Here is a 12,604-nt window from a genome sequence, read left to right on the forward strand (position 1 = left end):
GTTAAATAGAATGACAGTGGTCTAATGAATCCCATAAATAGATAGATTCTACCTTTTTCGTTAATAGACCCTGCTCATAGGCAAGCTTATAATAGTAACGTAAGCCTTCCAATTGCCTCATTTCTAAATCATAGCATAATCCAGCAAAATATTCATTCCAAAATGAGCTAGATCCCCCGAAGAGATTTCTAATTTCAGTAATCATCGGCTGAAATTGATCATGCTGACTTTTCTTTTTACTCATTAAAAATTGTTCATATAACGCTTCTAATAAAGCTCCTTGATTTTCAATAACTTGATTCCTAACTGCGAAAACAGCATACGTCATTGGGAAACCAGTGTGTTCATACCAGAGCTGTCCTAAATCATAACGATATATATCTTTCTCATGATTCCACTTCGTTACAATTGCATCGTCTCCAATTAAAAGGCAAGCATCATGGTCAAGCATCATTTCATGAAAATTTGGTTTAGTCACATGATAGTCTACTTGATATTGATAAAAATGATGAAGAATAACCTTCAATAAATTTATCGATGTCGCAGAACTAGAGGTAAGCGCAATCTTCTTTTCGTTTAATTCTTCTATAGGTACCTTTGAAAACAAAAAGATAGAACCTACTTCTCGATGAGAAGAAACCGAAAGATTCGGCAGAAGATGATATTTATCAAAATGCTCACCATATGAAAACGAGGAGATACCACCTACATCCACAACTCCCTTAGACATTCCTTCATTTAATTGCGATGGAATCTGTGGTACAAAGCTACAGCCATTTTCAATTAGCTTGTTCCGTTCTAGATAGTAGTATAAAGGTAGAATGTTTGTATATGAAATTTCACCAATTACAAGGGTCATTATTTATCCCCCCAACGAGTAAAAAGAGTGTGTTCTACACCAATATTGTCTAACGCTTTACCAACAACGAAATTTATCAAATCATCCATCGTTTCAGGTCCATGGTAAAACCCAGGCATGGCCGGTAATATTTTTGCTCCTACTTTTGACAGCTTAAGCATATTTTCTAAATGAATTTGATTTAATGGTGTTTCTCTCGGGACGATTAATAATGGTCGTCCTTCTTTTAGCATTACATCAGACGTACGCTCCAATAGATTCCCTGATGCTCCTTGAGCAATACCAGATAACGTTCCCATTGAACATGGAATGATAATCATACCATGGTTTTGATAAGACCCACTTGCAATTGGAGCAGTATATTCATGAAGGGGATGATAATTAAGTCCATCCCCATAAGTACGAAATTGCTCGTCAAGTACAGCTTCTCGATTCGTAATATCAAGGCCTAACTCTTCTCTAAATACAATCCATCCTGCATTTGTTATAATTAAATGAACCTTATAGTTTGCTTTAAGAAGTTGTTGAACAAGACGAATACCATAGATAGACCCGCTTGCACCTGTTATTCCGACAGTCACTATACCTGTATGTTTGCTCATAATAAGATATCTCCTATCGTAAATACTAGCATTACTATTGCCAATATACCGTTCATAGTAAAGAAGGCTACTCCTACCTTGGATAAATCATTAGGTTTAACAAGGGAGTGCTCATAAAGCATTATCCCCCCAGAGATTAAAACCCCTATTAAATAAATAATCCCAAGTGGCATTACAAAAAAGAGTGAAACTAGTGCTAGAAAGCTCACTACATGAAATGATTTCGCCATATTTAACGCCTTGGCAATTCCAAAATAACTAGGAATAGAGTAAAGACCATTTTCCTTATCGTAATCGGCATCTTGACATGCATAGATGACATCAAATCCAGCTGTCCATAAAGCAACACCTAAGAACAATAGCATAGCTTCCCATGTAAGTGTTCCTGTTGTTCCTACCCAACCACCTAAAGGAGCTAATCCAATTGTTACACCTAAAATTAAGTGACATGCCCATGTAAATCTTTTTGTGTATGAATAGATAACTAAAAAGAAAACAGCTACAGGTAACAGATAAACAGCTAACATATTCAATTGGTACGCAGAATAAAACAATAAAGCAAAAGATACAATAATAAAAAGTAATACTTCTGCTTTTGATACTAATCCTGCAGGTACCGCTCGGTCAGCAGTACGTGGATTATGCTTATCTATTTGAGCATCTATTACCCGATTTAAGGACATTGCAGCACTTCTGGCACCAACCATAGCTAGTGTTATCCAAACCCATTGACTTAGAGTTGGCAAGTGTCCATTAATAATAACACTTCCTAGTATTGCTCCAAGAAATGCAAATGGTAGAGCAAATAAAGTATGTTCGAATTTAATCATTTCTAAGATAATTTTAATTTTCCTAATCACAATACGTCTCCACTTCTACTTCTTTTCGTTTGATGGCTTACTTCCCATATGCATCGCAGCGACACCTGCTGAGTAAGACTTTACCTCTACATCTTGAAAACCGGCTTCCTCAAACATAGACGCAAGCTTATACCTATCTGGAAAGGACATCGTAGATTCTTGAAGCCATGAATATTCTTTATAGCTTTTAGCAATTAGCTTACCAAAGATGGGCATAATATGACGGAAATAGATAAAGTAGACTTGCTTGAACACCGGAGTCGTCGGTTGAGACGTTTCTAAACAAACTGCTTTTCCTCCCGGCTTTAAGACCCGATTCATCTCCTTTAATACTTGCATGTAGTCAGGGACATTTCGAAGTCCAAATCCAATCGTAACAAAGTCAAACTGATTGTCTTCAAATGGTAATTCCATTGCATTGCCGTGTTGAAGCTGAATATTTTTATATCCACTCGACTTTACTTTCTCATCACCGATTTTTAACATGTTTTTACTGAAGTCAAGTCCAATCGCTGAACCATTTGTTCCTACTGCCTCAGCTAAAGCAAGTGTCCAATCAGCCGTACCGCAACATAGATCAAGCGTTTGGTCATCTTGTTGTACATTCATTCTCTTCATTGTATCTTTACGCCACGCCTTATGTCTTTGAAAGCTTATAACTGAATTCATCAAATCATACTTCTTATAAATTGATTCAAATACTTGATGAACTCGTTCTTCCTTCGTTTGACTCATCCCTCTACCCTTCTTCCGCTACTTTTTCTCTATAATCTGAATTTACTATCTCATCCAACTGTTCATTAAGAAGAGCATTTATCTGTTCGTCTTTTTCTGCTAATGCAAGGAGATTATAATGGGTTTGAGAAATTTTATGAGTAAGAAAATCAGCAACCAATTTTTCATCTACTTGATTAATTGATTGTACAAAAAAATCCTGTTTTATCCCTATAATAATGGCACTATCCTTTTTCTCTAGCTCCCATTGTTCCCTTTCGTGCAATAGCCTCTTTAGTAAAAAAAACTCGCTAATCGCTTTTTTCCATTCTAAAAGTCCAAAATGCTCTGCTATATTTTGTAACAAAGCCGAATCGATCGAACGCAATTGACTAATTGCTTGTTCGAATGTTAAATCTTTATTCTGGTATACAAACATTTTCGATTCATGAATTTCTTGTATAGACTGACTAAAAACTTTAATCATTTGTATTTGTCCACTGTCAGCTAATAAGTAATAATACAAACTACTATAATAATCCCCTGCTAACACACTTAATTGTCTGTTTTTCTTAACGTAATCAGAATTAACTTTGTGTAGTGAGACTTCTTCATGTGTTTTCAGAGCACTATCTACTAATAGCGTTGAGAGGGCAATAGCTTTCATATCTTTTTTCTGTCTTAACTCTTCATCTAGCATGGCATATAAAAAACAAAGCTTATCCTCATCAACACCTGGTCCTGGGATATACCTTTGCAAAAAAGAATGTTTAATAATTGTGTAAAATTGTTTCTTGCATTCAATTACTTTTTCATTGAAATGATGTAGTCTAACCATTAAACTTCCCCCAAACACAGTTACTATTAGTTAGATCGATTTTTCGTTATTATTATAGCACAAGTCTAAAAGCACGAGAAATAATTCCTGTTTCAACAACAAGATAATGGAAAAAAAGATTTATTCCTAGACACTTTCATAAAAGTAGAAAACTCATTAGAGGTTGTCCTAAAAGGTATTACCTTTTAAGACAACCTCTAAAATAAAGAAAAGCAGGCTGACCTGCTTTTAGACTTCAGTATCTATTTCACCATGACTTGTTTGAATAACTGCTTTACCACGTACTTTTACTGCAGATGTATGATCTGTAAACTGTGCAATCATCACTTCACCTTTATCAAGTTTTTCAGAATGGTGAAAGCGAGTATCTGAACCTCTTGTAAGCCCAATGACATTTACGCCATCTTCTTTAGCTTTAATAACAAAGAAATCTTGATTAGCCAACGTGAATTCCTCCTTAATCTATATCGTTTAATTCTTATCCTAACTATTACGTATTCACGATTGTTTGTCAATTTCATTTATGGCGATTGTTAAAAATGTTTCTCTGACTTATAGCTAGGAGGAATTCGGTTAGCATTACCCTTTTATGAATGAAAGAACTTCAGCTCTAGCAGGAGCATCGTCTACAAACACACCTCGTACAGCTGATGTTACTGTTGTTGCACCAGGTTTTTTCACACCACGCATCGTCATGCACATATGTTCTGCTTCTACGACAACAATAACACCGTGTGGATCTAACGTTTCCATTAGCGACTCAGCTAAAGTTGATGTAATTCTCTCCTGTAATTGCGGGCGCTTTGTAACAGCTTCAACTGCTCTAGCTAATTTACTTAAACCTGTTACCTTACCTCCACGAGGAATATAGCCAATATGAGCTTTCCCAAAGAAAGGTACTAGATGGTGTTCACACATAGAGTGGAACGAAATATCTTTAACAAGTACTAGCTCTTCATGGTCTTCCCCAAATATTGTAGCAAAATGTTCTTTTGGGTCTTGATGTATCCCTTGGAACACCTCTTCATACATTTTTGCTACACGTTTTGGTGTATCAAGTAATCCCTCTCGGTTAGGGTCTTCACCGATTGCTTCTAATATCATTCGTACTGCTTGTTGTATTTTATCATGGTCTACCATAATTTATATTGCCTCCATTCGACAAATTTCTAAAACATCTATAAGATTTTATCATAAGATTCTCAATTAAAGCAAAAAAAGAGGGGCTACAAAAGGGATTTTCCCTTTTGTAGCCCCTCAGCACATGAAATCATACACATATGTATTATTTTACAGCGTCTTTCAACGCCTTACCTGGTTTGAAAGCTGGAATTTTTGACGCAGCAATTTCAATTTCTTCACCTGTTTGAGGGTTACGACCTTTACGAGCTGCACGTTCTCTCACCTCAAAGTTCCCAAAACCAATTAACTGTACTTTGTTACCTTCTTTTAACGTATCAGTAATCGCATCTAATACAGCATCAACAGCGTTAGTTGCATCCTTCTTTGATAATTCAGTTGCCTCTACGACTGCATTGATTAAATCTGTCTTGTTCATTACGATTCACCTCCCCTCGATAATGAAGTACTTTATACCACGTGTGTTCTAGAAAACACCCTCTTATAAACCGTAGAGAATCATGACTCAAATCCCTTTACTACGGTTATGGTAAACGATCATCACTTATAATTCAACAGTTTTTGGTAAGATAAGACCTTTTTCCCCTCTTTTTTCCGGGTTTTGTGCTCTAGAGAACGTAAAAAGTTGGGTTTGTCCCAAGCTAGTTCCCTAATGAACAATATGCAAAGCTGAATTTGTAGCCTTACTAAGTCACCACCTAAGTATTTTATAGTTACCTGGTAAGTAAAAAAACTACCCTACTTTTGAAAGTAAGGTAGCTTTTTCTACTTATAATATAATTGCAATTAATCCGCCTGAGCCTTCGTTTATAATTCTTTCTAGAGTTTCTTTCAGCTTATAACGAGCATTTTCTGGCATTAATGATAATTTTGCTGAAATTCCTTCTCTTACAATTGAGTTGAGTGAGCGTCCAAAGATATCTGACTCCCATATCGATAATGGATTTTCTTCAAAATCTTGCATTAGATAACGTACGAGTTCTTCACTTTGCTTCTCTGTCCCAATTATCGGAGCAAATTCAGACTCTACATCTACTTTAATCATATGAATTGATGGTGCTACTGCTTTCAGACGAACACCAAATCTTGATCCTTGACGGATAATCTCTGGCTCATCTAAGCTCATATCCGTAATCGTTGGAGCTGCGATACCATAGCCTGTTTGTTTCACCATCTTCAGCGCCTCAGCTACTTGGTCATATTCTGCTTTTGCATGAGCAAAGTCTTGCATAAGTTGTAGTAAGTGGTCCTTCCCTCTAATTTCCACACCTACTACTTCTTTTAAAATTTCATCATATAAATAGTCAGGTGCATACAAATCAATTTCTGCTACACCCTGCCCCATCTCAATTCCAGCAAGACCAGCACTTTCAATAAAGTCATATTCTCCAAATTGTCCTACGACACGGTCGACATCACGGAGACGTTTAATGTCGTTCACCGTATCTCTAACTGATTCTTCATAGCTCTTACGTAACCAGTGATCCTCACGTAATACCATTACCCAACTCGGTAGATTTACGTTAACTTCATGTACAGGGAATTCAAATAATACTTCTCTAAGTACATTATGAATATCATGGTCAGTCATGCTTTCGATACTCATTGAAAGTACTGGAATATCATGCTTCTCTGCTAAGGCTGAACGTAATTCCTCTGTTTGTGGATTATGAGGATGAACACTATTTACAATCATGATAAACGGCTTACCAACCTCTTTTAACTCATCAATTACTCGTTCCTCTGATTCAATATAATCCTCTCTAGCAATGTCCCCAATAGAGCCATCAGTTGTTACTACAACACCTAGAGTAGAATGCTCTTGAATTACTTTTCTTGTACCTATTTCTGCTGCCTCTTGAAAAGGAATTGGCTCTTCATACCAAGGAGTATTAATCATTCTTGGACCATTTTCATCTTCATACCCTTTAGCACCTGGTACAGCATAACCAACACAATCAACTAAACGAATATTAACATCTAAACCTTCATCCACATGAATCGATATCGCATTGTTTGGAACGAATTTAGGCTCAGTTGTCATTATTGTTTTTCCTGCTGCACTTTGTGGTAGTTCGTCTTGAGCACGAGCTCTATCAGCCTCATTTTCAATATTTGGAATCACCACAAGTTCCATAAATTTTTTAATGAAAGTTGACTTACCAGTACGTACAGAACCTACAACTCCTAAGTAAATGTCGCCACCTGTACGTTCGGCGATATCCTTGAAAATATCAACCTTTTCCACGTGATCCCCTCCCGATCAATGTATAATTTTAAAAATTCACCTTTAACTCCGTTTTAACTAGGACAATACTATACATATGATGTTGTCCACAAAATATGACTAATGAATATAAATGCTTTTACTAGAATCCTTTTATACTATCGAAGCAAAGTGAATTTCTATTACTAATAATATTCAGGAACACAAAATGCCCCTTCCTTTTGTATGTATATGAAAAAGAAGAGGCATTATCACTATTAATTTAAAAAAACTAATTTAATTTTACTAAGGTAGAAAAAACATATACTCTGGTTCACCAGCTTCATTTATCGTATAAGGAAAACTAAATACTGGTACAAACGGTGAATCTTCGACTAAAATGGAACGAATATCGTCCCCATTTTCAAAAGAATGGTTTTCTTTTTGGAGTAACGCCATATTTAAGTCAATTTTATAATCGATTAATATATTCCCTTTATTATCCAGCAATAATGGAACAGAGTTCTCAAAATAACGAGTACGAACCCTAGGGTACTCATCATAATTTAACTCTTTATAGTCAATCGTAAACAAACCTACATCCACCATCTCATCTACAGGCGGAAATTGATGGCGGCGTATGTAGTTATTTAAACGAGTTTGAAAGTCTTGAACTTCTCTCATAACAGCTAAGTCAACCAACTTCACCTCTGGAGCTTCTTCAACATTAATTAAAACGTATTGAAAAACTCCTCCATTCTCAAAGGAATTACCTGGTGCTTGCTGTAAATACCTTGGGACCAGCTGACGAAAATCTACTGGATATTTTTGGTAGATAGGAGTATTCATATCACGAGTCTTGATAGGTAATACTCCATGATCCTGCTGGAACTGATTAACTGCCTGCTGAACAGAATTTAACTGATCTGGGTATGCTATTTGATTTTCAGCTCGTTGGTCATTAGGATAAAGACAACCACTTAACATAGTCATGACCATTAACAAGCTTATACATTTGATTGCTACCTTCATTTCATAAACCTCCATAACGAAACAGGTTACCGTCATATTTACTTTTATATACGGTACTGCTTGGATAGCTTGTCTCTATACGTTTTTGCTTTAAACCGCAGTAGGACCACCAATAACAATAATAAAAACTATGAGACCAGAAATTACTAAACAAATAAAAGAAATCGTCAAAACTATCTTCTGTATAATCCCCTTTAACTTCGCACGACTAAATAGCGCAGTTATGGCAGATACAAACATAAGCCCTAGCGCTATAAATGAAACCCACATATTTAACATCGCTTGTGACATCGTTCCCTTACCTCCTTTACTATCAGTCAACATTATATCATACAATTTTATAAAGAATAAAAGGTAAGCTTGTCCAATGGGTGAACTTGTCATTAATTATGAGTTTATAAATTAGAAGTTACTTGCTGAACACCCTCTTGTCTGTAAAAAACAAAAAAATAGTTGGAGAAATAGGGGCAACATTCTCCAACTTGACTAAACACGTTCCTATATCTACAGCCTCAGTTTGATAGTCCGTTCTTTACACCATATGCTAAGTAGCAAGATGTTGCTTGAGCATATGCCTAACTTCCTATTTTTTATCAAACATTTTTGCAAGGGTTGCGAAATCAAGAGGCATGTTATTGTTAATAATCGTTTCAACGATTTTGTCTTCCTTTTCCTTTGAAACCGAAACATTTGCAATTTGAGAAACTTGAGATATTAGTTGACGTATTGTATCCTCATCTTGTAAATCAGATTGACCAACTGAGTTAGCAATCTGAAATAAGTCTTCTTGTTTAATATTCGTCTTTTCCTCGAGATTATCGAAAAAAGAATTATTATTAGACAAATGAAGTCCTCCCTCACTAATGGTGTCAACATATCCTATGCGACCACTAGTTAGGTGTGCCTGTTTAAAGCTAGCGAATAATAGGATTACCCCTTCACTATCTTTACTAAATATCTACTTCTCAGACAGGATTGATATTAAATCTTCCACTTCATGTTTTCTTCCACGCTTCATTAATTCTTTCACAGCATCCTCTGGAACTTTCCCTTCAAATAAAACCTGGTATAACACTGTTGTAATTGGCATATCGACTTTTACTTGCTTAGAAAGATGATATGCAGCTTCAGTCGTTCGAATTCCTTCTACAACCATTCCCATACTACTTAACACTTCCTCAAGAGGTAACCCTTTTCCAAGCATGTTACCAGCACGCCAATTTCTACTATGTACACTTGTACAAGTAACAATTAAATCCCCTAAACCAGAAAGACCAGCAAATGTTAATGGGTTGGCTCCAAGCTTTATTCCAAGTCGAGCAATTTCTGCCAGCCCTCTTGTCATAAATGCAGCTTTAGCATTATCCCCAAAGCCTAATCCATCAGTCATCCCAATTCCTAATGCAATAATGTTCTTCAATGCTCCGCCAATTTCAACTCCAATTAAATCAGCATTAGTATACACTCGGAAATGCTCATTAATAAATAGGTCTTGGGCAAATTCAGACGCTTCATTTAACTGTGAAGACACTGTTACAGTTGTAGGCTGTCTACGACAAACTTCCTCAGCATGACTTGGACCCGATAATGTTACCACTGCTTTTATGTACTTTGCAGGAACTTCATCTTCAATCATTTCAGAAATTCGCTTAAACGTCCCTGGTTCGATTCCCTTACTAGCATGGATAATATGAACTTTTTTCGTAAGGTATGTTCCTATTTCCTTTGAAACCTCTCGAATTGCCTTTGTTGGTACGACTAAAACAATTGATTCAACTTCGTTAACAGCTGATTCTATACTTGATGTCGCAACGATCTTTTCTGAGAGAGTGATATTTGGAAGATATCTACTATTTGTATGCTGTTCATTTATTTCTTGGGCTTGTTCCTCTCGACGTGCCCAAATTTTCACTTGATGATCATTGTCCGCTAATACAATGGCTAACGCTGTGCCCCAGCTCCCTGCACCAATGACTGCTACCTTCGCCATTATCTCAACTCCTTATCATTAGGTCGTTTTTTCTTTCTTACCAATCTTATTTTCCGTTCCTTGAATTAATCTAACAATGTTTGTTCTATGTCGCCAAAATGAAAGAAGCGCAACAATACATGCTAGATAGAAATATGAGATAGGATATTGATAATAATCGAGAAAAATAAATGTAAAAATAGCAGTAAACAAAACAAATAATAAAGACCCTAATGAAACAAATCTTGTGATGACAATAGTTAAAATAGCTATAATTCCTGCAAGTAGTGCTGGTATAAATACAATGGTGGCAATCATACCAATTGTTGTTGCGACACCTTTACCACCTCGAAACCCATGAAACAATGGCCAGTTATGTCCAATAACAGCAGCAAATCCTGCTAAAACAGGAGCAATACCTGGTCCCTCTATCGATAAAGCTATAAGTACGGCTACAACCCCTTTAAGAGCATCTAAAAGAAGAACTGTTACAGCCGGTCCCACCCCCAAAACTCGTAAGGTATTTGTAGCGCCTGCATTTCCACTTCCATGCTGACGAATATCTACCTTTTTAATTTTTTTAGCAATAATATAACTAAAACTTATCGAGCCTAGGAGATATGAAATAATAATTGATAATATAATTCCCATAGTTTCTCTCCCTTTTTAAAGCTAGTTAGAGAGGTTGGCTATATAACCAACCTCATTTTACATATAATACATACCCAATCGTTATGGTCCACTCATTTCATCAAAATAAGACAAAAAGCAGTCCTAACACTTTATTGGTTTAATCATTTTTTTTACGTGCGAAGATTTTAATTGGCGTACCTTCAAATTCAAACGTATCACGTAAACGGTTTTCTAAGAAGCGTTCATATGAAAAGTGCATTAATTCTGGTTCATTTACAAAGAAGACAAACGCTGGTGGTCCAACAGCCACTTGTGTAACATAGTTAATTTTTAAACGCTTTCCTTTGTCAGTAGGTGTTGGGTTCATTGCTACGGCATCCATTATGACATCATTTAATACATTTGTTGGTACACGTAAATTGTGGCTTTCTGATACTCTTTTGACCGTTGGAAGAACATGTTGTAAACGTTGCTTTGTTTTTGCAGATAAAAATAGAATTGGTGCATACGTCAAAAACAAGAAGTGATCACGAATCTTCTGCTCGAATTTCTGCATTGTTTTATCATCTTTTTCAAGTGTATCCCATTTATTTACGACAATAATAACGGCTCTACCTGCTTCATGAGCATAACCAGCAATTTTTTTATCTTGCTCAATAATTCCTTCCTCAGCATTAATTACAACAAGAACAACGTCAGAACGTTCAATCGCTTTTAACGCACGAAGAACACTATACTTCTCGGTTGTTTCATATACTTTTCCACGTTTTCTCATCCCAGCAGTGTCAATTAGGACATAATCTTGTCCATCTCTTGTAAATGGCGTATCAATCGCATCTCTAGTCGTACCTGCGATATCACTAACAATCACTCGCTCTTTCCCAAGCATCGCATTGACTAAAGAAGATTTCCCTACATTCGGACGTCCAATTAATGAGATTCTAACAGTATCCTCATCGTAATCATCCTCTTGCTCATCAGGAAAATGCTTAATTACTTCATCTAGAAGATCCCCTAATCCAAGTCCATGAGAACCTGATATTCCAATTGGGTCACCAATACCAAGTGAATAAAACTCATATAGCTGTTCTTGCATATCCGGATTATCAATTTTATTTACACCTAGTACAATCGGTTTTTTTGAGCGGAAAAGGATTTTAACAACTTCTTCATCAGCACTCGTAATTCCTTCACGACCATTAACAATAAAGATAATTACATCTGCTTCCTTTATTGCTAATTCAGCTTGCTCTCTCATTTGATTTAATAACGGTTCATCACCAAGTTCAATTCCACCTGTATCAATTAGGTTGAAATCACGGTTTAACCATTCTCCTGAGCTATACAGTCTATCTCTTGTGACACCTGGCATATCTTCAACTATCGCTACTCTTTCCCCAACGATACGATTAAAGATAGTTGATTTCCCTACATTCGGGCGCCCAACTATTGCAACAACTGGTTTTGGCATGACGTACACCCTTTCATCTTCTCTAATTATATTTTAAATTTTTTACTGTATGTCCATTTTTAACTTTCAGAGGGGCATAATGGCGGTTCAAAACCTTTTAGCTCCTCAAAGCAATAATTCTCCTCACTGTTGTTCCAAAAGCACCTTGGTTATAGCGCCTTACAATGAATAGAAGAATTGCACGACCCTTTTTAAAATTAACATATTTATCAAATTATCGGGATAAGTCTGGAAACATAGCTAATCTATTCTAACAAAATACCTACTAAACGACAATGTT

General features: G+C 36.2%; 15 protein-coding genes. All 15 read right to left on the bottom strand.

Annotation, left to right across the window (positions count from 1 at the left end; all coding sequences use genetic code 11):
- Position 1: 1 nt before the first annotated feature.
- Positions 2-859 (bottom strand): menaquinone biosynthetic enzyme MqnA/MqnD family protein, encoded by an 858-nt coding sequence (locus CD003_RS09795; protein ID WP_096200939.1) that lies wholly within the window; start codon positions 857-859, stop codon positions 2-4.
- Positions 859-1,461 carry a UbiX family flavin prenyltransferase gene (locus tag CD003_RS09800; protein ID WP_096200940.1) on the bottom strand — a complete coding sequence of 201 codons (603 nt, stop codon included), beginning with the start codon at positions 1,459-1,461 and terminating at the stop codon, positions 859-861. Before CD003_RS09800 ends, CD003_RS09795 begins: the two co-directional genes overlap by 1 nt.
- Positions 1,458-2,324 (bottom strand): UbiA-like polyprenyltransferase, encoded by an 867-nt coding sequence (locus CD003_RS09805; RefSeq protein WP_306453960.1) that lies wholly within the window; start codon positions 2,322-2,324, stop codon positions 1,458-1,460. The genes CD003_RS09800 and CD003_RS09805 overlap by 4 nt, the downstream gene beginning before the upstream one ends.
- Before the next feature lie 12 nt (positions 2,325-2,336).
- Positions 2,337-3,056 (bottom strand): demethylmenaquinone methyltransferase, encoded by a 720-nt coding sequence (locus tag CD003_RS09810; protein ID WP_096200942.1) that lies wholly within the window; start codon positions 3,054-3,056, stop codon positions 2,337-2,339.
- Between the two features lie 4 nt (positions 3,057-3,060).
- Positions 3,061-3,873, bottom strand: coding sequence for a heptaprenyl diphosphate synthase component 1 (locus tag CD003_RS09815; protein ID WP_096200943.1), 813 nt, complete (start codon positions 3,871-3,873; stop codon positions 3,061-3,063).
- Between the two features lie 228 nt (positions 3,874-4,101).
- Complete coding sequence (gene mtrB, locus CD003_RS09820) at positions 4,102-4,317, bottom strand: trp RNA-binding attenuation protein MtrB (protein WP_096200944.1); 216 nt, start codon at positions 4,315-4,317, stop codon at positions 4,102-4,104.
- Positions 4,318-4,452: 135 nt separating this feature from the next.
- The gene (gene folE / locus CD003_RS09825; RefSeq protein ID WP_096200945.1) at positions 4,453-5,013 is read right to left on the bottom strand and encodes a GTP cyclohydrolase I FolE; all 561 of its coding nucleotides are present in this window, start codon (positions 5,011-5,013) and stop codon (positions 4,453-4,455) included.
- A 145-nt stretch (positions 5,014-5,158) separates the two neighbouring features.
- A complete protein-coding gene (locus CD003_RS09830; protein ID WP_096200946.1) occupies positions 5,159-5,431 on the bottom strand; it encodes an HU family DNA-binding protein in 273 nt (90 codons plus the stop codon).
- A gap of 351 nt (positions 5,432-5,782) precedes the next feature.
- Positions 5,783-7,261, bottom strand: a complete 1,479-nt coding sequence (gene spoIVA / locus CD003_RS09835) for a stage IV sporulation protein A (protein ID WP_096200947.1) — start codon at positions 7,259-7,261, stop codon at positions 5,783-5,785.
- Between the two features lie 264 nt (positions 7,262-7,525).
- Complete coding sequence (locus CD003_RS09840; RefSeq protein ID WP_096200948.1) at positions 7,526-8,251, bottom strand: hypothetical protein; 726 nt, start codon at positions 8,249-8,251, stop codon at positions 7,526-7,528.
- A 90-nt stretch (positions 8,252-8,341) separates the two neighbouring features.
- Positions 8,342-8,542 (bottom strand): DUF2768 domain-containing protein, encoded by a 201-nt coding sequence (locus tag CD003_RS09845; RefSeq protein ID WP_096200949.1) that lies wholly within the window; start codon positions 8,540-8,542, stop codon positions 8,342-8,344.
- Positions 8,543-8,834: 292 nt separating this feature from the next.
- The gene (locus tag CD003_RS09850; protein WP_096200950.1) at positions 8,835-9,095 is read right to left on the bottom strand and encodes a stage VI sporulation protein F; all 261 of its coding nucleotides are present in this window, start codon (positions 9,093-9,095) and stop codon (positions 8,835-8,837) included.
- Between the two features lie 114 nt (positions 9,096-9,209).
- Positions 9,210-10,241, bottom strand: a complete 1,032-nt coding sequence (locus CD003_RS09855; RefSeq protein WP_096200951.1) for an NAD(P)H-dependent glycerol-3-phosphate dehydrogenase — start codon at positions 10,239-10,241, stop codon at positions 9,210-9,212.
- Between the two features lie 18 nt (positions 10,242-10,259).
- Entirely contained in the window at positions 10,260-10,871 is a 612-nt protein-coding gene (gene plsY, locus CD003_RS09860) for a glycerol-3-phosphate 1-O-acyltransferase PlsY (RefSeq protein WP_096200952.1), read from the bottom strand.
- Between the two features lie 139 nt (positions 10,872-11,010).
- Entirely contained in the window at positions 11,011-12,324 is a 1,314-nt protein-coding gene (gene der, locus CD003_RS09865; RefSeq protein ID WP_096200953.1) for a ribosome biogenesis GTPase Der, read from the bottom strand.
- Positions 12,325-12,604 lie beyond the last annotated feature (280 nt).

The organism is Bacillus sp. FJAT-45350 (assembly GCF_002335805.1).
GTDB lineage: Bacteria > Bacillota > Bacilli > Bacillales > NISU01 > FJAT-45350.